The organism is Flavobacterium algoris, assembly GCF_048158525.1.
In the GTDB taxonomy this organism is placed as follows: domain Bacteria; phylum Bacteroidota; class Bacteroidia; order Flavobacteriales; family Flavobacteriaceae; genus Flavobacterium; species Flavobacterium algoris.
Map to the genome: position 1 here is coordinate 1 of NZ_JBLNKT010000004.1, position 25,682 is coordinate 25,682.

27 protein-coding genes and 2 pseudogenes are annotated in these 25,682 nt (G+C 33.5%); 8 read left to right on the forward strand and 21 right to left on the reverse strand.

The features are described from left to right. A pseudogene (locus ACM55I_RS02955) lies at positions 1-101 on the forward strand (IS982 family transposase); the annotation flags it as partial. Between the two features lie 267 nt (positions 102-368). Here the strand turns inward: ACM55I_RS02955 and rluF are convergent. The 4 genes from rluF to ACM55I_RS02975 all read right to left on the reverse strand — a co-directional run bounded on the left by rluF (position 369) and on the right by ACM55I_RS02975 (position 4,043). After that, positions 369-1,181 carry a 23S rRNA pseudouridine(2604) synthase RluF gene (gene rluF, locus ACM55I_RS02960; RefSeq protein WP_416845286.1) on the reverse strand — a complete coding sequence of 271 codons (813 nt, stop codon included), beginning with the start codon at positions 1,179-1,181 and terminating at the stop codon, positions 369-371. Between the two features lie 99 nt (positions 1,182-1,280). Then, positions 1,281-2,129 carry an alpha/beta fold hydrolase gene (locus ACM55I_RS02965; RefSeq protein ID WP_416845287.1) on the reverse strand — a complete coding sequence of 283 codons (849 nt, stop codon included), beginning with the start codon at positions 2,127-2,129 and terminating at the stop codon, positions 1,281-1,283. A 36-nt stretch (positions 2,130-2,165) separates the two neighbouring features. Beyond that, positions 2,166-2,945 carry a zinc ribbon domain-containing protein gene (locus tag ACM55I_RS02970; RefSeq protein WP_416845288.1) on the reverse strand — a complete coding sequence of 260 codons (780 nt, stop codon included), beginning with the start codon at positions 2,943-2,945 and terminating at the stop codon, positions 2,166-2,168. Between the two features lie 3 nt (positions 2,946-2,948). Continuing rightward, on the reverse strand, positions 2,949-4,043 hold the full coding sequence (locus ACM55I_RS02975) for a Nif3-like dinuclear metal center hexameric protein (protein WP_416845289.1): 1,095 nt from the start codon (positions 4,041-4,043) through the stop codon (positions 2,949-2,951). Positions 4,044-4,183: 140 nt separating this feature from the next. Here ACM55I_RS02975 and lpxK point away from each other — a divergent pair, with 140 nt between their 5' ends. After that, a complete protein-coding gene (gene lpxK, locus ACM55I_RS02980) occupies positions 4,184-5,218 on the forward strand; it encodes a tetraacyldisaccharide 4'-kinase (protein ID WP_416845290.1) in 1,035 nt (344 codons plus the stop codon). Further along, positions 5,181-5,993, forward strand: a complete 813-nt coding sequence (locus ACM55I_RS02985; protein WP_416845291.1) for a purine-nucleoside phosphorylase — start codon at positions 5,181-5,183, stop codon at positions 5,991-5,993. The genes lpxK and ACM55I_RS02985 overlap by 38 nt, the downstream gene beginning before the upstream one ends. A gap of 6 nt (positions 5,994-5,999) precedes the next feature. Here ACM55I_RS02985 and ACM55I_RS02990 read toward each other — a convergent pair. The 7 genes and pseudogenes from ACM55I_RS02990 to lipA all read right to left on the reverse strand — a co-directional run bounded on the left by ACM55I_RS02990 (position 6,000) and on the right by lipA (position 10,124). Next, positions 6,000-6,310 (reverse strand): annotated as a pseudogene (locus tag ACM55I_RS02990) (response regulator). 10 nt (positions 6,311-6,320) lie between these two features. Further along, positions 6,321-6,953: a sensor histidine kinase gene (locus ACM55I_RS02995; protein WP_416845292.1), complete on the reverse strand. Its 633-nt coding sequence runs from the start codon at positions 6,951-6,953 to the stop codon at positions 6,321-6,323. Next, positions 6,950-7,138 (reverse strand): sensor histidine kinase, encoded by a 189-nt coding sequence (locus tag ACM55I_RS03000; RefSeq protein ID WP_416845293.1) that lies wholly within the window; start codon positions 7,136-7,138, stop codon positions 6,950-6,952. Before ACM55I_RS03000 ends, ACM55I_RS02995 begins: the two co-directional genes overlap by 4 nt. 4 nt (positions 7,139-7,142) lie before the next feature. Beyond that, positions 7,143-7,472: a hypothetical protein gene (locus tag ACM55I_RS03005; protein ID WP_416845294.1), complete on the reverse strand. Its 330-nt coding sequence runs from the start codon at positions 7,470-7,472 to the stop codon at positions 7,143-7,145. A 43-nt stretch (positions 7,473-7,515) separates the two neighbouring features. Continuing rightward, positions 7,516-7,944 carry a tetratricopeptide repeat protein gene (locus ACM55I_RS03010; protein WP_416845435.1) on the reverse strand — a complete coding sequence of 143 codons (429 nt, stop codon included), beginning with the start codon at positions 7,942-7,944 and terminating at the stop codon, positions 7,516-7,518. Between the two features lie 245 nt (positions 7,945-8,189). Then, a complete protein-coding gene (gap, locus tag ACM55I_RS03015) occupies positions 8,190-9,194 on the reverse strand; it encodes a type I glyceraldehyde-3-phosphate dehydrogenase (protein WP_416845295.1) in 1,005 nt (334 codons plus the stop codon). 60 nt (positions 9,195-9,254) lie between these two features. Next, entirely contained in the window at positions 9,255-10,124 is an 870-nt protein-coding gene (lipA, locus tag ACM55I_RS03020; protein ID WP_039110082.1) for a lipoyl synthase, read from the reverse strand. 229 nt (positions 10,125-10,353) lie between these two features. Between lipA and ACM55I_RS03025 the strand changes: the two genes are divergently transcribed. Continuing rightward, a complete protein-coding gene (locus ACM55I_RS03025) occupies positions 10,354-11,208 on the forward strand; it encodes a M48 family metalloprotease (protein ID WP_416845296.1) in 855 nt (284 codons plus the stop codon). 61 nt (positions 11,209-11,269) lie between these two features. On the opposite strand, the gene ACM55I_RS03030 is transcribed toward ACM55I_RS03025, so the two are convergent. From ACM55I_RS03030 to recF, 10 genes are all read right to left on the reverse strand, one after another. Then, positions 11,270-12,094, reverse strand: coding sequence for an energy transducer TonB (locus tag ACM55I_RS03030; RefSeq protein ID WP_416845297.1), 825 nt, complete (start codon positions 12,092-12,094; stop codon positions 11,270-11,272). Between the two features lie 194 nt (positions 12,095-12,288). Then, positions 12,289-12,840 (reverse strand): RNA polymerase sigma factor, encoded by a 552-nt coding sequence (locus ACM55I_RS03035; protein ID WP_416845298.1) that lies wholly within the window; start codon positions 12,838-12,840, stop codon positions 12,289-12,291. Continuing rightward, positions 12,831-13,937 (reverse strand): glycosyltransferase, encoded by a 1,107-nt coding sequence (locus ACM55I_RS03040; protein WP_416845299.1) that lies wholly within the window; start codon positions 13,935-13,937, stop codon positions 12,831-12,833. Before ACM55I_RS03040 ends, ACM55I_RS03035 begins: the two co-directional genes overlap by 10 nt. 99 nt (positions 13,938-14,036) lie before the next feature. After that, positions 14,037-14,651 carry an FMN-binding negative transcriptional regulator gene (locus ACM55I_RS03045; RefSeq protein ID WP_416845300.1) on the reverse strand — a complete coding sequence of 205 codons (615 nt, stop codon included), beginning with the start codon at positions 14,649-14,651 and terminating at the stop codon, positions 14,037-14,039. A 57-nt stretch (positions 14,652-14,708) separates the two neighbouring features. Further along, positions 14,709-15,722: a UDP-N-acetylmuramate dehydrogenase gene (gene murB, locus ACM55I_RS03050; RefSeq protein WP_416845301.1), complete on the reverse strand. Its 1,014-nt coding sequence runs from the start codon at positions 15,720-15,722 to the stop codon at positions 14,709-14,711. A 49-nt stretch (positions 15,723-15,771) separates the two neighbouring features. Beyond that, entirely contained in the window at positions 15,772-17,619 is a 1,848-nt protein-coding gene (gene asnB / locus ACM55I_RS03055) for an asparagine synthase (glutamine-hydrolyzing) (protein WP_416845302.1), read from the reverse strand. A gap of 2 nt (positions 17,620-17,621) precedes the next feature. After that, positions 17,622-18,692 (reverse strand): glycosyltransferase, encoded by a 1,071-nt coding sequence (locus ACM55I_RS03060; protein WP_416845303.1) that lies wholly within the window; start codon positions 18,690-18,692, stop codon positions 17,622-17,624. 15 nt (positions 18,693-18,707) lie between these two features. After that, the gene (locus tag ACM55I_RS03065; RefSeq protein ID WP_416845304.1) at positions 18,708-19,379 is read right to left on the reverse strand and encodes a DUF2461 domain-containing protein; all 672 of its coding nucleotides are present in this window, start codon (positions 19,377-19,379) and stop codon (positions 18,708-18,710) included. Between the two features lie 6 nt (positions 19,380-19,385). Beyond that, positions 19,386-20,084, reverse strand: a complete 699-nt coding sequence (locus ACM55I_RS03070; protein ID WP_416845305.1) for a thioredoxin domain-containing protein — start codon at positions 20,082-20,084, stop codon at positions 19,386-19,388. Between the two features lie 78 nt (positions 20,085-20,162). Then, entirely contained in the window at positions 20,163-21,242 is a 1,080-nt protein-coding gene (gene recF / locus ACM55I_RS03075; RefSeq protein ID WP_416845306.1) for a DNA replication/repair protein RecF, read from the reverse strand. 231 nt (positions 21,243-21,473) lie between these two features. On the opposite strand from recF, the gene ACM55I_RS03080 reads away from it, so the two are divergent. The 4 genes from ACM55I_RS03080 (at position 21,474) to ACM55I_RS03095 (ending at position 25,678) form a co-directional block, all read left to right on the forward strand. Then, complete coding sequence (locus ACM55I_RS03080) at positions 21,474-22,247, forward strand: tetratricopeptide repeat protein (protein WP_416845307.1); 774 nt, start codon at positions 21,474-21,476, stop codon at positions 22,245-22,247. 105 nt (positions 22,248-22,352) lie between these two features. After that, positions 22,353-22,928 carry a 6,7-dimethyl-8-ribityllumazine synthase gene (gene ribH / locus ACM55I_RS03085; RefSeq protein WP_039110067.1) on the forward strand — a complete coding sequence of 192 codons (576 nt, stop codon included), beginning with the start codon at positions 22,353-22,355 and terminating at the stop codon, positions 22,926-22,928. A gap of 165 nt (positions 22,929-23,093) precedes the next feature. Next, a complete protein-coding gene (mutL, locus tag ACM55I_RS03090) occupies positions 23,094-24,935 on the forward strand; it encodes a DNA mismatch repair endonuclease MutL (protein WP_416845308.1) in 1,842 nt (613 codons plus the stop codon). Beyond that, on the forward strand, positions 24,932-25,678 hold the full coding sequence (locus tag ACM55I_RS03095) for a rhomboid family intramembrane serine protease (protein WP_416845309.1): 747 nt from the start codon (positions 24,932-24,934) through the stop codon (positions 25,676-25,678). The genes mutL and ACM55I_RS03095 overlap by 4 nt, the downstream gene beginning before the upstream one ends. Positions 25,679-25,682: the final 4 nt, after the last annotated feature.

Here is a 25,682-nt window from a genome sequence, read left to right on the forward strand (position 1 = left end):
CAAGAATTTTAGCAAAAATAACAGCATTAACATTGGTTCAATATATCAATAAATTTATCTTTGATAGACCAATAAATAATATCAAAAATCAAATCATTTAATTACACCCAACGGGTTAAATTCAGTTTCATTGTTGTCTTCAATTGAAATAACATTTGTATTAATTTTGAATGGGATTTCGAAACTAAAACTTGATCCGCCACTTTCTAAAGCTATAATGTTTAATTTACTGCCCCCCATTAATTGTACTAATTGGTTTGAAATTGGGAATCTGAAAAATTTTTATCAAAAGCTTTGTACTACGAATTTCTAACTAGAAAATAAAGGCAAAATCCCATTCAGATTAGATACGAATGGGATTTTTATTCTTAATAATCTCCTCTTTTCTTAAATCTTGGATCGTCTTTTTTGATGAATTCGGTTCTTCTTTTTGGCGCTTCTGTTTTTGGTAAACTGGCTTCTTCTGTTTTGCTCGAAGGTTCAATCAATTCGTTTAATTCTTTGATTTCGGTATCAGTCAAATCTCGGTAACGACCAACAGGAATATCCAAAGAAATATTGATAATTCGGATGCGTTTTAGAGCCGTAACATCATACCCCAAATATTCTGTCATTCTACGGATTTGACGGTTTAAACCTTGTGTCAAGATAATTTTGAAAGTGAATTTACTGATTTGTTCCACTTTACATTTTCGGGTAACTGTGTCCAAAATTGGCACGCCATTTCCCATTCTTTCGATGAAACGATCTGTAATAGGTTTGTTTACCGTAACCGTATATTCTTTTTCGTGATTGTTTCTGGCGCGTAATATTTTATTTACGATGTCACCATCGTTAGTCATAAAAATTAGTCCCTCACTGGCTTTGTCCAATCTTCCGATAGGAAAAATACGTTTGGGATAGTTGATGTAATCTACAATGTTATTACGAACATCTAAATTGGTTGTGCATTCAATTCCTACGGGTTTATAGAAAGCAAGATAAACGGGTTTCTCATTTTTCTCACGGATTAGTTTTCCGTCAATACGCACTTCGTCATCTGGAGAAACTTTTGTCCCTAATTCCGGAACGACTCCATTGATGGTTACACGACCTTCTTCAATGATTTTATCGGCTTCTCGGCGAGAGCAATACCCAGTTTCTCCTATGAATTTGTTGAGGCGTTTTAGATTTTCTTCCATGATGCAAAAGTAGTGCTAAATTGTTTAATCGTTTGTGTCGTAATTTGTTTATTTGAAAAATTGAGAAGGCAGCAAGAAAATACTAATTATTTATTTTAGTTATTTTGTTTCAAATAAGAAATGAGCCACCTTTTTATATAATTCATCGTCGTGCATACTGTGTCCCAAGCCTTTAGTTTCGATAAAAATTGAATTTTTCCACGCGCCAGCAATTTTTTTACCTTCTTCAAATAAAACTACCGTGTCGTCAATGTCATGAGCTATCAGTCCTTTTATATTTAATTTTGAAGCAAACATTTTGCCTGAAAAATGTTCTAATTGCAGTTTAAAATGATTTAAATAGTGATTTTCTAAAGCTTTTGAAATTCTAGAGTTCAAGCTTAATAACGCAATGTAATTATTCAGGATAATATTGAAATCACTTGGCGCTCCCAGAATTACCATTTTTTTAAGGGCATCATTTTGATATACCGATTGATAATACAAACAGGTTTTTCCTCCCATAGAGTGGCCTATCAGGTATTGTGGTTTGAATTTTTGGACAGCAATATGAATAAATTCGGCATATTGAGGAATGTTAAATTCTTTTCCGCTGGATAAGCCATGTGCTGGAGCATCGATAGCAATAATAGTACTTCCTGATTTTTTTAAATAAGGTAAGATGTTCTCCCATCGAGAAGCGTTACTTTCCCATCCGTGAACCAAAAGGATAATGGTGTTATTTCCTTTCCAAGTATAGGTTTGAAAAGAATGTTCTTCTTGATAAAATGTTTCGGATTGTGCTTCTTGTAGAATTTCAGGAAGATTCTTTTTTGATAGCTTTCCTTCTCTGGGTTCACTAAAAAAAGCATACGCCAGTTGCGAAGCTTTCTTTGGAAATACAAAACTCAAAATGTTAATGTATAATCCAATGGATTTAGTCAATATAAAAAACAACAATTTCTTCATAATAAAAAAGCCTCCGATTAGGAGGCTTAAAAGTAATTAGAATTTAGAAAACAATTGTTCCATTTTCTCTTTTTCTTCGTCGGCCAATGTGCTGTCGACTAATATTCTTCCTGAATGCTCATCAGTGATGATTTTCTTTCTTGAAGCAATTTCTACTTGCGTCTGAGGCGGAATCGTAAAGAATGATCCTGCAGATGCTCCTCTTTCAATAGAAACAACAGCTAGTCCATTACGAACACTTGTTCTGATTCTAGTGTAAGCTTTCAACAATCTTTCTTCAATTAAAGCTTGGTATTCAGCTGATTTCTCAGATAAAAAAGCTTCTTCTTTAGCAGTTTCAGCCATGATAGCGTCTAACTCTGATTTTTTATGTTTCAAGTGATTAGATTTTGCTTCTAATCTTTCTTTAGAACTAGAGATTACTTCTTTCTTGTGTTCGATAGAAGCTTTCATTTCTTTAATTTGTTTTTCAGACAATTGAATTTCTAATTCTTGAAATTCAACCTCTTTAGTCAACGAATTAAATTCTCTGTTATTACGAACAGTTTCTTGTTGCTTCGTATATTTTTTGATAGCCTCTTTGTGCTCATCAATTGCATTCTTTTTTACCTTGATAAGATCTTCGATAACTTCAAGTTCACTTTTCAATTTTTCTGAACGGGTGCTTAAACCTGCAACTTCATCTTCTAAATCCTCTACTTCTAGAGGAAGTTCTCCTCTTACGTTTCTGATTTCGTCAATTCGAGAGTCAATTAGCTGTAAATCGTAAATTGCTCTTAACTTGTCCTCAACACTTAATTCTTTCGTATTCGCCATATTCTATAAGTACTTAACTGGATTTGAATTTTCTTCTGATAAAATAACTGCAAAATTAAGGATTTTTTTCCGAAGATACTCAACAATATAATTTTTTGTATAGCGTTCGCTTTCAAAATGTCCAATATCGGCCAATAAAAGCCTATTTTCGGCTTCATAAAACTGATGATATTTCAAATCAGCCGTTAAATAAGCATCTGCACCAGCCTGAATTGCATTTTTTATTGCAAAACTTCCGGCTCCACCAAGAACTGCCACTTTTTTAATTGCTGTACCTAAAAAGTTGGAATGTCGAATCCCGTCACTTTGCATTTTTTCTTTTGCAAAAAGCAGAAACTCTTTCTCGTTCATTGGGGTTTCTAATTCGCCAATCATTCCCAAGCCAATATTTTGATGTTGGTTTTGCAAGTCATAAATTTCATAAGCCACTTCTTCATAAGCATGGCTTTTGAATAATGCTTTTAGAATTTTATTTTCTAAATGTTTTTCGAAAGTAACTTCGATTTTGATTTCGTCTCCTTGTACAAATTCGAATCGCTCACCTACTTGAGGATTGCTATGTTCATTTCCCATATAGGTTCCAACTCCTTTCGAATTAAAACTGCAATTTTCATAATTTCCAATAGTTCCCGCACCTGCATCAAACAGTGCATTTCGAACTTCTTCTGCATTTTCAGGAATCGTATAAGTTACTAATTTTCGAATAAAATGTTGTTTTGGAATCAAGATTTTTGTGTTTACCAATCCCAAAGCATCACAAAATATTTTATTCACGCCTTCTTGATGATTATCCAAAGCGGTGTGAACGGCATAAATGGCAATATCATTTTTTATGGCTTTAATAACTGCTCGCTCCACGTAGTTTTTGCCCGTTATTTTTTTTAAACCCGAAAATAAAATGGGATGAAAACAAACCACTAAGTTGCAGTTTTTTGCAATCGCTTCGTCTATTATATGTTCTAAAGCATCATGGCAAACTAAAACACCTGTCGCTTCCGATTCTTGATCTCCAACCAATAAACCCACATTGTCAAAATCTTCAGCGTAGGCGAGTGGCGCCATTTCTTCAAGCACGGATATTATTTCTTTGATTTTCATAGTTTAGCCACGAATTAGCATGAAGTAAAAAGTAAAAATTGAATTTTTAAATTATATTCAAAGATATGGCTTTATTATTTTACTGTAAATTAATTGGTGCTAATTCGTGTAATTCGTGGCTAAAAAATTATCTTCGTAAAATGATTTTACTGCGAAAAATACTGTTTCCGTTTGCCGTTTTATATGGTCTGATAACGAGTATTCGGAATTTTCTTTTCGACAAAAGCATTTTAAAATCCTATTCTTTTGATTTACCTATTATTGCTGTTGGGAACCTTAGCGTTGGTGGAACCGGAAAAACGCCTCAAATTGAATATTTGATTCGGTTACTTTCGGATAAATATAAAATTGCCACGTTAAGCCGAGGTTATAAAAGACAATCGGAAGGGTTTATTTTGGCTGATGCTAATTCAAATGCTGCAATACTTGGAGACGAGCCTTTTCAGTTTTATCAAAAATTTCCAAATATTCAAGTTGCAGTTGATGCCAATAGAAAAAATGGAATAGAACAATTGCTTGGGCGACAAGAAAAACCAGAAATGATTTTGCTTGACGACGCTTTTCAGCATAGAAAAGTAAAAGCAGGTTTCTATATTTTACTGACTTCTTACGGGGATTTATATTCGGATGATTTTATCTTGCCAACAGGTAATTTACGCGAAAGCAGAAGTGGAGCAAAAAGAGCGAATATAATTATAGTCACTAAATGTCCTTTTCCTCTTTCGCTTGACGAACAAAAAGAGATTAAAAATAAATTGAAACTTTCTACTAGTCAAGAATTGTATTTTACGTACATCGATTATGACGATTGTATTTTTTCTGAAAATACAAAGATAAAAGTTGATGAAATTAAATCACTTGATAAAGTATTACTGGCAGGAATTGCAAAGCCCGAACCGTTTTTTACTTTTTTGAAGAATACAAATGATGCCTGTTTGTCTTTTCCGGACCATCATAATTTTACCGATAAAGACATTTTAGAAATTAAAAATATAGCTCAGAAGAGCCTTATTATCACTACCGAAAAAGATTATGTGCGATTGAAAGGAAGTTTGCCAAGTGAGCAACTTTTCTATCTGCCCATAAAAAGTTCTTTTATTTCAGGAAGTGAAAATTTTGATAAAACCATTATAAATTATGTGGAAACAAGTACAAGAAACCGTAACCTATATTAAAGAAAAAATAGATTTCACACCAGAATATGGTGTGATTTTAGGCTCAGGTTTAGGAAGTTTTACTGACGAAATGAAGGTAGAATTTACGCTGCCTTACAACGAAATTCCAAATTTTCCTGTGTCAACCGTTCAAGGCCACAAGGGAGCGTTGGTTTTTGGAACAATAGGAACTAAAAAGGTAGTTACCATGCAAGGTCGGTTTCATTTCTATGAAGGCTATTCGATGACAGAAGTAACTTTTCCAGTTCGAGTAATGAAATTTTTGGGGATTGAGAAATTAATTGTTTCAAATGCGTCCGGTGGAGTGAATCAAAATTATAATGTAGGTTCTATTGTCCTGATTACCGATCATATCAATATGACGCCAGAGCATCCTTTGCGAGGTAAAAACGACGAACGCTTCGGACCTCGTTTCGTAAACATGAGTGAACCGTATTCCAGAAAAATGATTGCTAAGGCTCAAGAATTGGCACAGGAATTAAATATTACCGTTCATGAAGGGATTTATCTGGGTTTACAAGGCCCTACTTTTGAAACTTTGGCTGAATATAGAATGGTAAAAATTCTCGGTGCTGATTGCGTGGGAATGTCGACGGTTCCAGAGGTGATTGTTGCTCGTCATATGGATTTAGAAACATTCGGAATTTCTGTAATTACTGATATGGGAAATGAAGAAAGTATAGGAACTATTTCCCACGATGAAGTTTTGGAAGCAGCTAAAAATGCAGAGCCAAAAGTGAGAAGTCTTATTAAAGAATTGATTTTGAAATATTAATAATTGCTATACATTTTTAGCAATTACAGCATAGAATTCTTCTGGGATGAATGGTTTGGTAACAACATCATTCATGCCAAAGGATAAAAGCATCTCTCGATTTTCATCTAATGAGATAGCGGTGAGTGCAATTATAGGTGTTTTAGTATCAAATTTTCTAATTTCTTCTGTAGCATTGTTCCATTGATTCCAGGTAAATGCACATCCATAAGAATCAAATCAAAGTTGTTGTTTTTTACTATTTCTATAGTATCTTCACCATTGTCAATTATTTCGCAAAATATTCCTCTATTACGAAGCATTTTTTCGGTAATCATCTGATTGATTTTATTGTCTTCCACTAAAAGTATTTTTTTTGTTTTTTAAGGAAGAAGCATCGTATGTTTTAGGTTTTTCGACAAGTTTCACTAATTGGGATCCTATTTTAAATTGTAATTCGAATGAAAAAGAGGAGCCTTTTCCTTCTACACTATTTAAATTTATTCTTCCCCCCATAATTTTAATCAATTTTTTTACAATTGTTAAGCCTAAACCAGTTCCGCTATATTTGCGATTGATTTCTATGGAGCCTTGTGAAAAACTATCAAAAACACTTTGTAATTTGTCTGCAGGAATTCCAATTCCGGTATCAATTACTTCAAAATATAAAGTCGCATTTTTATCTTCCAAAGAATGAAGTTTTGCAATTACACTAACATTACCGTTTTTTGTGAATTTAAGTGCATTGTTAATCAGATTCATAATCATCTGAGATATTTTTGTAGGATCACCAATCAAATAATCAGGAATAGCCGGGTCAATTTTTAAATTAAATTTATTATTGTTTACACAAGCTAATTCTTTTAAAGAGTTCTGGATGTCTTCTAATAATTGTTTAAGATTAAAGTTGATGTATTCTATTTCTAGCTTATTAGAATCAATTTTATTAATTTCCAGAATTTCATTTATAAACTTTGTCAAATAGTCTCCAGAAAATTTAAGGAAGACAAATAGTTCATTTGGAACTTTTTTGGCTTTTCTTCTAATAATAAATGAGCGATTCCATTTATGACATTTAATGGTGTTCTAAGTTCATGACTCACAGTTGATAAGAATTCGGATCGGGCATTAGAAGCTTTTTCTGCTTTCTCTTTAGTAATTTCCAATTCTTTATTTTTTTTCTTTCAGCATTTGATTGGACTGTGTTCTAATGATGTTGTTTTTATACAAGGACAAACTTAATGACGATAGTATTGATATTAAAGCTATTGCGAGAATGCTAATTAATTTAGAAAATTTACTTGCTTTTTCCTGCTGTTTATTTTCTTGGTTAACTTGTGCTAATTCTTTTAAACGTTCGGATTCTTTAAATTTATCATAATCATCAATTCCCAGTCTTTCATTATTCAAAATAGAAATACTTTCGTTTAGATTAAGGTGTTGTTTCAAATAAGAATAGGCATTGTTTTTATCCAGCATTTTTTCATATACTGAACTCAATGCCAGTAGGATGTTTGATTTTTGCTCTAAATTTTCATTTTTTTTAATTTAGTTGTAATGCTTTATTCAGATAATTTAAAGCCAAGTTGTATCTGTCTTTTGTAGCTTCAATAGTCCCAATTTGACATAGGGCCTCTGCTTTAGCATTTAATATTACTGGACTGTCCGGTTTTGCAATAATGGTTTTAAAAATTGTTGATGCTTCTTCTGAATTTCCTATCGACTTACTAATTATTCCTCTTTGAAGTGTTAGTATTTCGGCAGTATCTGTGATTTTTAATTCGTCAAATATGGATTGAGTTTGGTCAAAACAAGTTTTCGCATCAACAAAATTTGATTTTGCTACATAGCATATACCAAGATAATAGTAAGAATAGGCGTATGTGGCCGTTGGGTTTAAATTTTTATATAATGCAATACTTTTATGAAAAATTTCAATGGCATCATTGTATATTTTTAAATCAAAATAAATTTTAGCAAAGAGCTATACGTTTGATTTGCCTGAGCTTGTACATTGCGGATTTCCTTAGTATAATTTATTGCTTTTTGCGTGTATAAAAGAGCATTTTTGTATTTATTATTTAAGATATTGGATTTGCTTAAATTAGTGTAATATGAAATACTATCTGTTTTCTCATTGGTTTGAGAATACAGAATTGAATAAAAAATTTAGTTATAAATGAAAAGGTATTTCATTTATAACTAAATTTTTTATTGTTAATTTTTTTTACTTTCTACCAAAAGAATCAAATCAATAATTCTAGATGAATACCCTATTTCATTATCATACCAACCTACTACTTTCACCATTTTATCTATTACTGAGGTGAGTTGGGCATCAAAAAGACAAGAGTTTCTATTTCCAATAATATCTACAGAAACAATAGGATCTTCAGTATAATCGAGAATCCCTTTTAAGTTAGTTTGTGCTGCGGTTTTGAAAGCAGCATTTATTTCGTTTATGGTAACAGCTCGTTTCACATTGAATGTGATATCCGTCAAAGAACCATCGGGAACAGGGACTCTAATGCCGCATCCACCAATTTTTCCTTGCAATTTAGTGAAAATTTTTGTCAATGCCTTCGCTGCGCCGGTAGTTGTAGGTACAATGGATTGACTTGCTCCTCGAGCTCTGCGTAAATCCTTATGTGGTTGATCATGTAAACTTTGATCGGTAGTATACGAGTGAATAGTAGTAATATAGGCTTGTTCAATACCGCAAAGTTCATCAATGACCTTCATCATTGGCGCCGCATTATTCGTTGTACAACTGGCATTGGATATAATAGTTTCAGTGCCGTCAAGAATATTCTCGTTCACACCCAGAACAACCGTTTTTATGGTATCTTCTTCTGAAGGCGCAGAAAGAATTACTTTCTTGGCACCGGCCAAAATATGAGCATTTATTTCTTTAAAAGTGAGGTACTTTCCAGTGGACTCAATTACGTAATCAATGTCTAAACTTTTCCAATCCAAGTTAGAAATACTTTTTTCGTGAAAGAACAAAAAATGGTTTCCATCTATAGAGAAACCTTTTTCATCAGGACTTACTGTAAATGGTAAAACACCGTGAATACTGTCGTATTTCACTAAATGTGCCATGGTTTTTTTATCAGCAATATCATTTATGGCAACTACTTCAATGGTAGGATGGTTTAAAAGCAGGCGAAATAAATTCCGACCAATTCTTCCAAAACCATTAATGGCAATTCTTGTTTTCAAATGGATTCGTTTATTCGTTTATTTGGTTAACCGAATTAACCGATTAAACAAATAAATTTTTTATAAAATATGTTTTTGTGCTTTATAAGAAGAACGAACTAATGGTCCGCTTTCTACATGACGAAATCCTAATTCCAAACCAAATTTCTCATATATTGCAAACTGATCCGGCGTTATAAATTCCTTAACCGGCAAGTGTTTTTTACTCGGCTGCAAGTATTGACCTATCGTTACAATATCAACATTTGCTTCGCGTAAATCGCGCATCGTTTGAAAAACTTCTTCTTCTTTTTCACCAAGACCTAGCATGATTCCTGACTTTGTTCTATTGATTCCTTTTTCTTTCAAGTAGCGCAATACTTCCAGACTTCGGTCATATTTAGCTTGAATACGTACTTCACGAGTCAGCCTGCGAACGGTTTCTACATTATGTGAAACTACTTCAGGATTAGCTTCCACGATACGATCAATATTTCTTTCGATACCTTGAAAATCAGGAATCAATGTTTCAAGTGTTGTATTTGGGTTCATTCTGCGAATGGCTTTTACGGTTTCAATCCAAATTATTGATCCGCCATCTTTCAAATCATCTCTGTCAACGCTGGTAATTACGGCATGTTTGATGTTCATTATTTTGATAGAACGCGCCACTTTTTCAGGTTCATCCCAATCCACAGTTTCCGGTCTCCCGGTTTTTACACCACAAAAACCACAAGAACGCGTACATACATTTCCTAAAATCATGAATGTAGCCGTTCCTTCACCCCAACATTCGCCCATATTTGGACAACTTCCGGAAGTACAAATAGTGTTCAAACTATATTTATCTACTAAGCCACGAAGCTCTGTATATTTTTGGCCAATTGGGAGTTTTACCTTCAACCATTTCGGTTTTCCTATAGGTAAAGTATTTTCTAAAACAGTTTCCATATATCAATTTTCAAAGTACAAAGATAAGGAAAGTTGATTTAAGAAATAAGGTTTTAGAATTACGATTTAAGAGTGCAAATTTCAATAATTTTAAGGGCAATTTCCACTGCTATCTGGGCTAGAAAGGATCGTTGAGAAGATTCGTTCTTAAGAAAGATTGATTTTTGTTGTATGCCATTAAACCAGTTATTCAAAAAATATTATATTTGAAACTCAAAATCAAAAATAAATGAAAAATAAATCAATACTATTAGGGGTATTATTGGTAGTTTTTGGTCTTTCAAAAGCCAATGCACAAATTAATTTTGGAGAAAAAGCACTAGGTGCGGTTCAAAAAGGGGTTGCAGGATTCACTTTTAGCGATGCTGATGCGGCAGCTTTATCTAAAGCAGCTGTTGATAAAATGGATGCGGAACATATCGTTACTGGACCAAAAGATCCTTACACCATCCGTCTTAATAAAGTTTTTGGAAAACACACAAGCGGGGACGGATATGCATTAAATTATAAAGTCTATAAGCTAAATGAAGTAAACGCATTTGCTACTGCTGATGGAAGTGTTCGTGTTTATTCAGGATTGATGGATATTATGGATGATAATGAATTGCTGGCAGTTATTGGTCATGAAATAGGTCATGTGGCTAATCATGATTCGCGAGATGCTATGAAAGCGGCGTATAAAAAAGAAGCTTTGATAGATGTTGTTGCTTCACAATCGAATAAAGTGGCGGCAGTAACAGATAGCCAATTGGCTAAATTGGGAAGTGTGATGATTGACAGCAAACACAGCAGAAAGCAAGAATCAGAAGCAGATGAGTTCTCGTATAATTTCATGAAAAAAAATGGATATAATGTGAATGCGGTTTCTTCAGCCTTTTCTATTTTGGCAAAAATGAGCGAAGGAACTCAAGCTTCTTTTTTGGACAGAATGATGAGTTCACATCCTGATTCTAAAGAAAGAGCTGAAGCTGCAAGACAAAGAGCTGAAACGGATGGAATGTACAAACCGTATATACAACAAAAAGCAGTTGTCGCTACTAAAACTACAGCGACTAAAAAAACTACAATCAAAAAGAAGAAATAAGATTTTTTTAAATTGGATAAAAAAAGCAGAACTTTTGGGTTCTGCTTTTTTGCTTTATAAATTAATTCATTTGTACTGTAATGGGAAGATTATAGGCAGTTCGAACCGGTTTTGAGCCAATCATTCCTGGCGACCATTTGGTTTTCAATGATTTCAATACTCGGATGGCTTCTTTTCCTAAACCATAACCAGGGTCTCTTTTTACTTGAATGTCAGTCATGCTTCCGTCTTTTTCTATTACAAAAGCCACATAAACTTTCATGGTGCTGCCACTGTCAACATCTGGTTTTTCAAAATTATTTCCTACGTAAGTATAGAATTTATTAATTCCTCCCGGAAATTCAGGAAGTTTATCCAGAGTTGCAGTAGCTACAATCGTATTTCCGGGATCAATAGGAGTATCAGTTGCCGTTCCTGTTCCACTGGAAGAAGTTGGATTTATACCAACAGTTGCTCTTCCTTCTGTAGTCGTGTTTGTAACGGTAGTATTATCAGTATTTTTTGCAATATTTTGATTTGCCAGTTGTGCCTGCACAATTACAGGATTCACAAGTTGATCACTTTGAATTGGTGCTTCCGTATTTTGTGCTTTTACTTCTGGAAGAACTGGTTTTTCTATTTCCCGAAGCTGATTTGGTATAATAATGTCAGTTACATTCACTAAGGTATTTGTAAATTCAGGTATTGCTATCTTGTTTTCTGGATTAAAATAATTCAAAATCACAGGAATACTCAAAGCAGAAGTTAAAAGTAATATTCCCATAAAAAGTGCCATTATTGAAGTTTTGGTGCTTTCTTGGCGTAACTGATACGCTCCATATTCTTTGTTTCTGTATTGAAAAACAAGGTCAATCCAGCGGGTCTCGTAAATGCTTAATTTGGACATAATTTATGGATTTAAAGGTTAAGTATCAGTAAATCATAAGCAAGTGTTGTTTTTATTTAACAACGTAAATAACAAGAAATTTAGTATGTAAAGTGTAGGTTATTTTTTAGTTTAATTATTTAACCGTTTATTCGTTTGACCTTTAGGCTAAGTTTCGATTAAACGATTAACCAAATTATCGAATAAACCTAAAGTTACCTTTTATTCTGAATGATTTCGGCCAGAAGTTTTTTGGCGCGAAGCAATTTAATTTTTACATTACTCAGCGGTTCGTCAATTTTGTTGGCAATTTCCTGATAACTCATTTCCTGAAAATAGCGCAATTGGATGACTTCTTGGTAGTGAGGTTTCAATTCTTTGATGAATTGCAATAATTGCGAAAGGTTTTGTTCCGTGATCAATTCGTCTTCAGCCGATGGAGTAGTGTCGGCAATATTGTAAGCTTGCTGATCTTCATCTTCCGTAATTTCTACAAAAAGACTCGATTTCTTTTTTCGCAATAAATCAATGTGAACGTTTTTTGCAATAGCGATGAGCCACGTATTAAACTGAAATTCCGAATTGTAAGTCGCTATTTTGTCAAAGGCTTTCGAGAACGTTTCGATGGTAATGTCTTCCGCATTGGTTTCGTTTTCAGTACGCTTGAGCATAAAACCATACACTTCATTCCAATAATAATTCAATAGAAAAGTAAAGGCAACCTGATCGCCTTGTTTTGCTTTTTCTATTTGTTTGTTTATTTCCAAAGTACTGGTTTTGAGAATATGTTCGTTATAAAGATATTGATTTGTGTAAATATAAGTACTATTTCAACTATAGGAAACCAGAATTTAATGTCATTTTCTTTTAATTTTCCTGCTGAAAACCCAACAACAGTCCAAGCAACTAAATATCGGAGCGCTATTAAACCCAAAACTAAGATCCATTGAAATTGGAAAGCCAATAAGAGAATAGGCAATAAAATAAATAGTAATTGCGAACAATAAAAGGCTCCTAATTGTAATTTATCGAAAGGTTTGTAATAATTTACCGTTGATACGTGTCTTCTTTTTTGGGTAAACCAGTCTTTGAATGTCGTTTTTGGTCTAGAAAGTGTAAAACTTTCTGGTGTAAAAGCAATCGTGGTGTTTTTTGCATTTGCTGCTTGATTGATAAATAAATCATCATCTCCAGAACGGACTTGCATGTGTTCTATAAAACCATTTACATTAAAAAAGGTTTCTTTTTTGTAGGCTAAATTTCGTCCTACACCCATATAAGGATGTCCTATTTTTGCCCAAGAAAAATATTGAATTGCCGTAAGCAGAGTTTCAAAGCGAATTATTTTATTCAGAAATGAATTAGGGATTTTTTCATATTTACCGTAACCTAAAACAATTGTTTTTTGCATCGTAAATTGAGAACTCATTGCTGTTAACCAATCCTTTGAAGTCGGGTAACAATCGGCATCAGTGAATAATAGATATTCTTTTTTTGCGGCTTTAATTCCTAAAGTCAGTGCGTATTTTTTGTTCCCCCAAAAAGCTTCATTGTTTTCCACTTTTACCAAACGTACATTTGAATATTGCTTTTCAAATTCTTCAAAAATAGCCAAAGTGTTATCACTCGAAGCATCATCAATCAAGACGATTTCGAAGTCAGGATAGTTTTGTTCAGCGAGTAACGGGATGAAATTTGTTACATTTTCTGCTTCGTTTTTGGCACAAACAATAACCGATATCGGGATTCTTTTTGGCGTTATCTTTTGTGCTTTGGCGAAAGCAAACTTTCCAAAAACACCCAGATAATACGAAATTTGAACAGCAACTATAAAAATAAAAAAGTAAAGAATTAGTATAAACATCTGATTTTAATGAGTTTTTAATCCCGAAATTTCGGGAGAGTGCAAAGGTATGAATAGAATTGTGAATTGTTAAGTACAATGTATGAATTTCGAAATAATTTATCGAGGGCATTTCTTCATTTCATTTGCTACAGCAATCGCTTGGGCATCTTCTGTCTTCTCTAATTCGGAAATAATGTTTTGGAAATTTTTATTATCTCGGTTTTGCGATAATTTTCTAGTGGCTTGGATTTCTGTAATTTCAATTTCAAATGCTACAATCCCTCGGGTTTGCATCATTGTTTTCTTAGATAAATTTGCTACACGAACTGGATTTTCAGAATTTTGTTCGTATTTATCAACCAGTTTTTTTAGGGATTCTATTACTGCTTCTCCTTCGATGATTTTGATTTTTCCGTAAACATGAACAGCAATATAGTTCCATGTTGGCACATTTTCATGATCGTACCAAGAGGAAGAAATATAAGAATGTGGTCCAGAGAAAATAGCTAAAATTTGGTCGTTATCAGTAAAACCTTTCCATTGTGGGTTTTCTTTAGAAATGTGGCCACATAAAATTTGATTTCCATCTTCATTAGTATCCAGTTCTAATGGAATATGTGTTGCGCACAATTTTCCATCCGTTTGATTGACTAGGATACCAAAGCTGTTTTCTTGAAGAAATTTTTTGATTTCTTCTTGATTCTCGTTTTTGTAGATTTCTGGAATAAACATCTTTAATTTAAGAATTAGAATTTTTGAAATACTATTTTGGTATTGATAATCTGAAACCTATATCACATTTACTTCGGCTTCAATGTGAATGCCAAATGTTTTAAAAATCGTTGCTTGAATATCTTTTGAAACATTCAAAATTTCCTGCCCGGTCGCATTACCATAATTTACTAAAACTAAAGCTTGGTTTTTATGGATTCCGGCATCACCAAAACGTTTTCCTTTGAAACCTGCTTGTTCAATCAGCCAGCCTGCAGGCACTTTTACTTCGGTTTCAGAAACATCATAGTATTTCATTTCTGGAAATTGCTGGTGTATTTTTTTAAAATCCGATTTTAATAGAATAGGATTTTTAAAAAAACTACCACTGTTTCCTAGTTCTTTTGGATTCGGTAATTTACTTTGTCGAATGGCAATTACAGCATTACTGACGTCTTTTAAAGTAGGATTGGTAATGTTGTTTTTTTCTAATTCTGACGTAATATCGCCGTAAGAAGTATTGATTTTATGATTGCGTTTTGTCAATTTAAAAACAACCGATGTAATGACATATAGGTCTTTAGATTCGTTTTTAAAAACACTTTCTCGGTAGCCAAAATGACATTCGCCTTTTGTGAACGCTTTTATTTTCTGATTTTCTATTATCATCGCTTCGCAGGAAACAAAAGTGTCTTTAATCTCAGTACCGTAAGCGCCAATATTTTGTACTGGAGTGGTTCCTACATTTCCGGGAATTAGTGACATGTTTTCTAAACCACCAAAATTTTGGTCGATGGTCCAAAGCACAAATCTATGCCAGTTTTCGCCGGCCTGACTTTCGACCCAAACAAAATCATCATTTTCTTCTATAATTTTCTTGCCTTTCAAATCAATATGAATCACAAGAGCATCAATATCTTTTGTCAAAAGCATATTGCTTCCGCCTCCTAAAATGAATTTTTTATGGGATTTATTTTCTTGTAAAATAGTTTTTAATTCTTCGCTTGAATGAACTGCAACAAATTGTTTTGCTTTGGCTTCAATGCCAAATGTATTGTATTTTTTTAAAGAGAAATTATGTAGTATTTCCATAAAAGAAAGTGCTTTTTTGAATAGTTTAATCCTATGTCAAAAGTAAGAATTAAAATTTAGTTGCATACGTTTTCATCCAGATATGCATCATAAACAAAGGCATAATATAAGGCGTCATTCTGGTGTCTCCTTTTTGTAAATTTTGAATTAATTTCTGAATGTTTATGTGTTCAAAATAAGGGATTTGAAATAAATCACTTTTAGAAAAAGATTCTAATTCTTCTTTAAAGGCAGGGCTTTTTGTGATATAATCTCCCCAAGGAGCACTCAATCCTACTTTTCTGAATTTTAGAATTTCATCAGGTAAGCGTTCTTGCATTGCTGATTTCAGGATGAATTTCCACTTTTTTCCAGCAAACAGCCATTTGTCTTCCAATGAGCCCAATCCAACAATTAATCTTGGATCCAAAAACGGCTCCCTACATTCAATTGATGCACCCATTGTACAGCGGTCATTTCTGTCCAGAAGCGAGCATAAATAAGTATGTTGGTCAAAATAAAGTGCTTGTCGGCGTAAATTGTCCGGATATAAAGATTTTGCTTCTTTGTAAATTTGTCTCCTGTATTCGTTTGTTGGCGGAGTATTAATTCCAAAAGTTTCCGCAATATCATTGGGGTAAATATTGGACCCATTATATATGATTAAATCAGATTTTTTAATAATTTGGGCATAACGAGTTAACTTTTCGTACCGTGGTTGTTTTGTAAAAACATCTAAATTACCAATTGTGGCAATGGAATTCAATAATGATGGATATTGTAAGGCTTTGTAACGTACATAACCACCCATAAATTCATCAGCACCTTCGCCGGAAAGCAATACTTTTACTGACGGTTTAGCCATTTGAGAAACTGCAAGAAGATGCGGCTCACTTAAATGCATGATAGGTTCATCCTGAAAATAGGTAGAAGTTAATAGTTTATCGAAAAGATTTTTACCTTCTAATTGCATCGTGTGAAAACCGTAATCGAATTTATTTGCTACTATTTTAGCCAAATGTGCTTCGTTATGTTCTTTCTCTTTGAAACCAATATTAAACGTTTCAATATCTTTGTATTTTTGGTGGTGTAAGGAAGCTAAAACCGAAGAAGAATCCAGTCCGCCACTCAATAATACACCAACAGGAACGTCGCTTACCATTCGCAGTTTTACGGAATCATCAAAAGTTTCGCGAAACCATTCTGCCGGATTTTTTATTTCGGGTTGATTTTGAATTTCCTTTTTTAAATTCCACCATTTTTCAGTAGTGGTTTTTCCACCTTCATGAATGGTCATGATATGCCCAGGCAATACTTTTTTTACATTTTGGTACAATGTGTTTTCACCAGCAACAAATCGGTTAAAAATATACTCCTCCAGTCCGTCTTGTGCCATTTTGAGAGGAACCCCAGCTGTGAAAAGTGCTTTTTGTTCGGATGCGAAATAAAAAGTCTCGTTGTAAAAAGAATAATATAGCGGTTTAACTCCCATTCTGTCACGAACAACAGTTAGCTTTTTTTCCATTTTATCCCAAATAGCAAATGCAAACATTCCATTGAGACGGTTGAGCATTTTTAAACCATGTAATTGGAATAATTTCATCAAAACTTCTGTGTCCGAACTGGTCCTAATATCAAATCCATTGCTTTTTAACTCGGGATAAAATTCTTTGAAATTGTAGATTTCACCATTATAAACCAGCACATACCTTCCGTCTTCTGACAGGAAAGGTTGGTGTCCGGCTAAGGAAATGTCCAAAATTGAAAGTCTTCTGTGTCCAAAGCCAATATTGTTTTCTATAAACAATCCTTTATCATCAGGTCCGCGATGTTCGAGCGAATCGCGCATCTTTGTAAGAACGCGTTCGTCAACTTTTTTTTGTAATTGTAAATGCAAGATTCCATTAATTCCACACATAGTTAGTTGGGGCTATTATTTGTGTTAATTAATTCGTGGTATTTTTGGGCAATAATTCTCATGTTAATATTGTAATCTGCATTTTGTTCTACAAATATTCTATTTTTTAAAACGGCTTCGTTTCGATATTTATTGTTTTCAAATGCCCAGATTAATTCTTCTGCGAGCATTTCAAAATTATCAACGGTAACTAATTGTCCGTTTTCTCGGTGTTTAATCCAACTTTGATTTCCTAGAATATCAGTTACAATTGGATAACAATTAGTAGCCATCGCTTCAAATAGAGAGGCCGAAACTCCTTCAGTTATTGGCATACTAATGTAAATATTAGATTGCTGTAATAGTTTTGGTAATGCTGTATTTGGAATCCTTCCGGTAAAATAGACTTTGTCTTCAATGTTTAATTTTTTTGCTAATTCTTTTAATGCCGAAAGTTGTGTTCCATTTCCTATAATTGTAAGTACGAAATCCATTCCTTTTTGGTTTAAAATAGCAAAGGATTTTAAAATAATATCATGGCGGTATTCCGGCAACAAGGAGCGAGTAACGATAGCACAAATTTTTTCTGGATTGGCATTGTTGGTATTGCCGAATTTTTTCAAATCAATTCCCTTTGGTAAAACGAAAACTTTATTCATATCTACTTTGGCTTCTATCATAGAAAGTGTCATCACAGGACCCCAAGCATGAATTAAATTGGCTTTCTGGAAAGCATAATGTTGAATGAGTTTTTTTAAAGGCAATAAAATAGATTTTTCTGGCCACAAATCGGTTTTGCCTTGTTGTGCAATTGCTATAGATTTTACATTGGATAATGCAGCTAAGAATCCATAACTTGTGGTTCTTTCTGCAATAACCATATCTGGCTGATGCGTTTTTATTAGTTGTCTAATTTTAAAAAAAGCCAATTCAAATTCAAAAATCCTTAAAATTCGATTATAAATACAGTTGCTGGGGGTTTTTAATTCCCAAGTAATGATTTCAAAATCACCAAACTCCTTGAGACCATTCATCCAAGTGATGGCATCTGCTCTATAGGATTCTCCCAGAAAAAGTATTTTCTTTTTTTGCATCGGTATAAATTAGAATTACTCAGAAGTTAAAGCGCGATTTATAAAGTCATTCAACGGTTTTAATGTGATTAATTTTTTACTCATTGTAGCGACAAAATCTTTTTTTGTCACTTCGGAGATATCAATTCTTTGAGAACATTCGAAACTTTTCAATTTTAAAAATTCAATAGCAGGATGTTCTTTTTCATATCCTCGTGGCGGATTCTTTAGTGTATCCTTTTCATTTCTATCAAAATCTTTAAATTCCCGTTTAAAATCTTTTTCGTTAAGAATAGCTTCTAAATCATCATGGAAATAAGCAATTTCTTTGCGCATTTTTTTTAAATCTTGCGCTTCGGGGCAATACAATCCACCGGCAATAAAACTGGCGCCTTTTTCTAAATGAAGGTAATAACCAGAGCGATTCATACCTTTTGCTCCCGAAGAAAGCCAAACGCCTAAGTGCGATTTATAAGGAGTCTTATCCTTAGAAAACCGAATGTCACGATTGATTCTAAAAGTGCAATTTTTTACTTCCAACATTTCCAGCGAAGGATCCATTGGTTTCATGACGTCAAGTAAATCAGTGACTAATTGCTGGTAATTTTTCTTAACAGCTTCATACCTTTTTTTATTTTCCAAAAACCAATCACGATTGTTGTTGGCCTTTAAATCATCCAGAAATTGTAGTGTGTCTTTTGAAAGCATTTTGAACTATTGTAATTGTTTTTTTAAATCGTCTTCACTAATAAAACCAGAATGTTTCCATTTTACTGCTGCGTTTTCATACAATAATAAGGTAGGAAGTTCACTGATTTTCAATTCAGCCATCAATGTTTTATTCTCATCTGCATTCAATCGAATGATGGTCACGTTATTTGCTAAATCTTTTTGCATTTGTAAAATATACGGAGCCATTTTTTTGCAAGGAGCGCACCATTCTGCATAGAAATTAATCAATACTTTTTTATTGGAGTTTAATAATTCGGCATATTCCGGACTGCACATTCCAATGGTTTTATCGCTTGGTTTTGATAATCCTGCTGCATCCCATTTTAGAATTCCTCCGTCTAATTGGTAAATTGTTGTGAAGCCTAATTCGCTTAATTTTTCAGCTGCTTTTTGGCTTCTTCCTCCGCTTTTGCAATACACAAAAACTGGTTTTGATTTATCAAATTTTTCTGCGTCAGTAAGAAAAGTATTTCCAAGCCAATTTACATTTTTGGCATTGTCAATATGATCTGATGCAAATTCTTCAGGAGTTCTTACATCGAGAATTTGAGGATTTGGAGTCTCCTTTATTTTTTCTGCAAAAGCTTTGGCTTCAATGGTTTTTACGTTTTTTGAAGTTTGTCCATTACAGGATAAAATTACAAAAGAGAAGATTATAAGACATATAGAATGAAATTTCATTATAATTTGATTTAAATTGAAATAGGCTAAATTAGGTATTTTTTCAAATGTTGAACCTTTAAAATTATTAAATAAAAGTTATAAATTGAAAATTTTATAAGTCTGATGCGTCGATTTTACAATAGCTTCCGTGCGTTCCGGATGTGTATCTGAGATAAAAAGCTGTCCAAAAGTATCACTGTTGACCATTTCAATAATTTTAGATACCCGACTTTCGTCTAGTTTATCAAAGATATCATCAAATAATAGAATCGGTTTTACGCCACTTTGTTTTTTTAGAAATTCAAACTGTGCTAATTTTAAAGCAATTAGAAATGATTTCTGTTGACCCTGTGATCCAAATTTCTTGATAGGATGTCCGTCTATTTCAAATGATAAATCATCTTTATGAGTTCCCACGCTAGTATAATGTAGCGCTCTGTCTTTATTAATGTTCTCTTGTAAAAGCGTCAGTAAATTTTTCTCGAATAAATGACTTTCATATACCAGTTGAACGGTTTCCTGCGAGCCGGTTATGGCTTGATGGTGTGTGTTGAAAATAGGAATAAACTGGTCGATAAATTCTTTTCTTTTTTCGAAAATGTAATTTCCAAAACTGTTGAGCTGCTCATTATATATAGATAAGGTATCGTTTTCAAAAACATGATTCAGCGCGAAATATTTCAACAAAGCATTACGCTGGCTCATTACTTTCTGGTATTGAATTAGTTGCTGTAAATAATGGGAATCTAGTTGCGAAATTACGCTATCCATGAATTTTCTTCTGGTTTCGCTGCCTTCTACAATCAAATCCCTGTCGGCTGGTGAAATAATAACCAAAGGAATAAAACCAATATGATCTGAAAATTTCTCGTAAGCTTTCCCGTTGCGTTTTAATATTTTTTTTTGACCTTTTTTTAGACTGCAAAGGATTTGTTCGTTTCTTTCGTTTTTTTCAAATTCAGCATCAATTACAAAAAATTCTTCACCGTGTTTTATATTCTGAACAGCTAATGGATTGAAATAGCTTTTTCCATAGGATAAATGGTAGATTGCATCGAGCACATTAGTCTTTCCAATACCATTTTTACCTACAAAACAATTTATTTTGTTGTCAAAATCGAAATTTGCTTCCGAAAAATTCTTATAATTGAATAATGAAATTTTTTTTAAATACATCTGTAAGGCTTGCTGGTATTGAGAACTTTGATGTTTTTGAACAGGTTTTTCAAAGTGGGTGCAAATTATTGAAAAATATCGATAAAAATGGCTTTTAGATTTTTTCTATGGAAATTATTTTTTCTTTGGAAAGAAAGAACCTCCTATAATATTTTTTTGAATATAAAAGCATATTTTTTATGTCGGTTTGAATAAAAATTTTATTTTTGCGACTCACTAAATTAAAATTAAATGGCTACTTACAGTAAAAGAGGATATAAAGCACCAAAAGAAAAGGAAGTAAAAGACGGAGTTGAAGAGGTAGTAATTGACGAAAAAGACAGTACAACAGCTGGTGTTTTTTCAACATTAGACGAAACAGCTTCAAGAACTGAGGATTGGGTTGCCAGAAATCAAAAAGTCATTATTGGATTAGTTGCAGGTGTTGCATTATTTACTGTTGGTTATTTAGCATATCAAAAATTTATTGCTACGCCAAAACAAGACGAAGCGGCTAATGAAATGTTTGTTGCACAACAAAATTTTCAAAAAGCGACTGACGGAGTAGCTAGTGATTCATTGTATAAATTATCTTTGAATGGTTCAGAAGGTAAATTTGGTTTTTTAAAAATTGCTGATGAGTATTCAGGAACAGATGCAGGAAATTTAGCTAACTATTATGCTGGTATTGCTTATTTGAACACGGGTAAATATACTGAAGCAATTGAATATTTAGGTAAATTCAAATCTGAAGATATTGTATTGGGTGCTTTGGCAAAAGGAGCAATAGGTGATGCTTATTCTCAAAAAAATCAACCGAAACAAGCTTTGGAGAATTATGTGAAAGCTGCTGAGACAAATAAAAATGATTTCACTACACCTCGTTTCTTGTTGAAAGCAGGAAAAACTGCTTTGGCATTAGGAAATAAAGCGGATGCTTTGAAATATTTTACAGACATAAAAGAAAATTTTGATGCAACTCCAGAAGCAGCTTCAATTGACGTTTTGATAGGATTGGCACAATAGTAAAAATGATTTAAGATTCCTGATTGAAGATTGAAGATTTTTGTTTTCAAAATGCTATCTTTAATATCTCAAATCAAAATTCTCAAATCAAAATTCTCAAATCAAATGGCTACCGTAAATAAAAACTTATCCGAGTACGATAAAAATTCAATCCCAAACGCGAAAGATTTTCGCTTTGGGATTGTTGTTTCAGAATGGAATGATTCCATAACTGAAGGACTTTATAAAGGTGCTATAGAAGCCCTTTTGGAAAATCAAGTTCCATCCCAGCATATTATTCGCTGGAATGTTCCTGGAAGCTTTGAGCTTATATATGGCTCAAAGAAAATGTTGCAAACTCAGAATGTTGATGCTGTTATCGCTATTGGATGTGTAATCCAGGGGCAAACAAAGCATTTTGATTTTGTATGTGAAGGAGTAACTCAAGGAATTAAAGATTTGAATGTACAAACTGACATTCCGGTTATTTTTTGTGTTTTGACTGATAATACCATGCAACAATCTATTGATAGAAGTGGAGGAATTCACGGGAACAAAGGTACTGAAGCGGCTATTGCGGCCATAAAAATGGCGTATATTCGTCAGCAGGCTTCGTTATCACATCAAATAGATAATCAACATTTATTGTCTGCAGGAGCAATTCAAATTGAAGAAGGTTCACCTTTAGAGTTGAAAGAATAAATAATAAAAATACTAATTATTAAAACCTATACTGTTTCATGAATAGTATAGGTTTTTTGTTTTTTTTATGATTAAATAAGCTACCATTCCCAATAGAATTTCATTAAATTTGTACTTCTTGGTTTTCAAAACCTAAAAACGTAAACTTTAAACCTAAAATTTTTAATGTCGAGTATTATTCAATTACTTCCTGATCACGTTGCCAATCAAATTGCTGCTGGAGAAGTTGTCCAAAGACCAGCTTCGGTGGTTAAAGAATTGCTTGAAAATGCAGTTGACGCCAGAGCAACGGATATCAAATTAATTATTAAAGATGCAGGGAAGGCATTGGTTCAAGTGATTGATAATGGTTTAGGAATGAGCGTAACCGATGCGCGTTTGTGTTTTGAACGTCATGCCACATCCAAAATTCGTCAAGCCGAAGATTTATTTTCTTTGCATACCAAAGGGTTTCGTGGAGAAGCATTGGCTTCTATTGCGGCGATTGCCCATGTTGAAATGAAAACCAAACAAGATCAAGAAGAACTTGGGACGCACATTATAATTGAAGGCAGTAAGTTTGTCTCTCAAGACGTAGCTGTTTTGCCAAAAGGCACTTCATTTGCTGTCAAAAACTTATTTTTTAATATTCCTGCACGACGCAATTTCTTAAAATCAGATACGGTGGAATACCGCCATATTATTGATGAATTTCAACGAGTGGCTTTGGCTCACCCCAAAATACATTTTACATTTTATCACAACGGCAGTGAAATGTTTAATTTGCCACCTTCGACTTTGCGACAAAGAATTGTCACTATTTTTTCGGGTAAAACCAATGAGAAATTAGTGCCAGTTCAGGAAGAAACAGAAATAGTAGCTATTCAAGGATTTGTAAGTAAACCAGAATTTGCCAAGAAAAACCGTGGAGAACAGTTTTTCTTTGTGAATGACCGTTTTATAAAAAGTGGTTATTTGCATCATGCTGTTATGGCTGCTTATGACGGGATTTTGAAAGATGGTGCGCAACCCAGTTATTTTTTATATTTATCAGTACCGCCTAATACGATTGATATCAATATTCATCCCACTAAAACGGAGATTAAGTTTGATGATGAACACGCTTTATATGCGATTTTAAGAGCTTCAATAAAACATAGTTTGGGACAATTTAATGTGGCTCCAGTTTTGGATTTTGATCGGGATTCTAATTTGGACACACCCTATCATTACAAAGATTTAGAAGGTGCTACGCCAACGATTCAGGTTGATGGGAATTTCAATCCGTTCTCTGAAGATAAACCCAGCAAACAATTTTCTAGTTATAGAAAACCGGAACCAACAGCAAATTGGGAAAGTTTGTATGTAGGCTTAAAGCAAGATACAGATGAAATTGGTCCTATTACTTTCGAAAATGAAGAAGTGACTTCATCTTTATTTAATGATGAAGAAGTGGAGCATGCGGTTCATAAAACCTATCAAATTCATAAAAAATACATTGTTTCCTCGATAAAATCAGGAATGGTTATTGTGGATCAACATCGGGCCCATCAACGTGTTTTGTACGAACAGTTTCTGATTAATATGACAGTTAATCAGGCATCAAGCCAGCAGTTGTTATTTCCATTAAACTTGTTTTTTTCGTCAAGCGAAATGGAACTTATCGCTGAATTACAATTGTCATTAATGAACACCGGATTTGTTTTCGAAGAAAATAACACCGATCATATCGTCATTTCAGGAATACCTGTGAATGTGACAGAGAGTGAAGTTTCATTAGTTTTGGAACAATTACTAAGTGATTTACAGGATGGAATTCCAGAAAGCAGTTTTAGCCAGAATGATACAATTGCCAAATCTATGGCGAAAAGTTTAGCAGTAAAAACAGGAACACACCTTACAGAAAAAGAACAGGAAAACTTGGTAAATGGGCTTTTTGCCTGTAAAGAGCCCAATGTTTCCCCATTTCATAAACCCACTTTCATCACAATGCGTGTGGAAGATTTAGATAAAAAGTTTGCACTATGAGAAACGTAACAGAAACGGTTAAGCAATTAATCATTATTAATATTTTATTTTTTGTGGGGACACTTGCTTTAGGGGATCCCGCTTATAAAATGCTTTCCATGTATTTTCCTGAAAACCCAAATTTCCAAGTTTGGCAGCCTATTTCACACATGTTTATGCATGGTGGATTTATGCATATTTTCTTCAATATGTTTGCGTTATATTCTTTTGGTTCTGCATTAGAAAGTATTTGGGGAAGTAAAAAGTTTCTCTTTTTCTATATTTCCTGTGGCTTAGGTGCTGCATTGCTTCATACAGGAATCAACTATTATTACTATCAGGATGGACTAAATGTTTTGATGGAGCAAGGATTTTCTAAAACGGAAATATTAGCAGTTTTAAATGGAAAAGGGAATGATCAGATTGTACCGCTTTTAAATAGTCCTAGTTTTCAAAATTTCGTAAGTGCCTATTTTGGAACTGTAGTTGGAGCTTCTGGAGCTATATATGGTGTAATTGTTGCTTTTGCTTTTATGTTTCCTAATGCTGAATTGGCTTTGATGTTTATTCCAGTGCCAATAAAAGCCAAATATTTTGTGCCAGGTTTAGTTTTGGTAGACTTGTATTTAGGCGTTTCTGGTAAATCTATTTTTGGTGGAGGAGGAGGAGTTGCCCATTTTGCTCACGTCGGTGGGGCTTTATTTGGCTTTTTAATTATGTGGTATTGGAAGAAAAATCAGTTTAATAAAAATCGCTGGAATTAAAAAA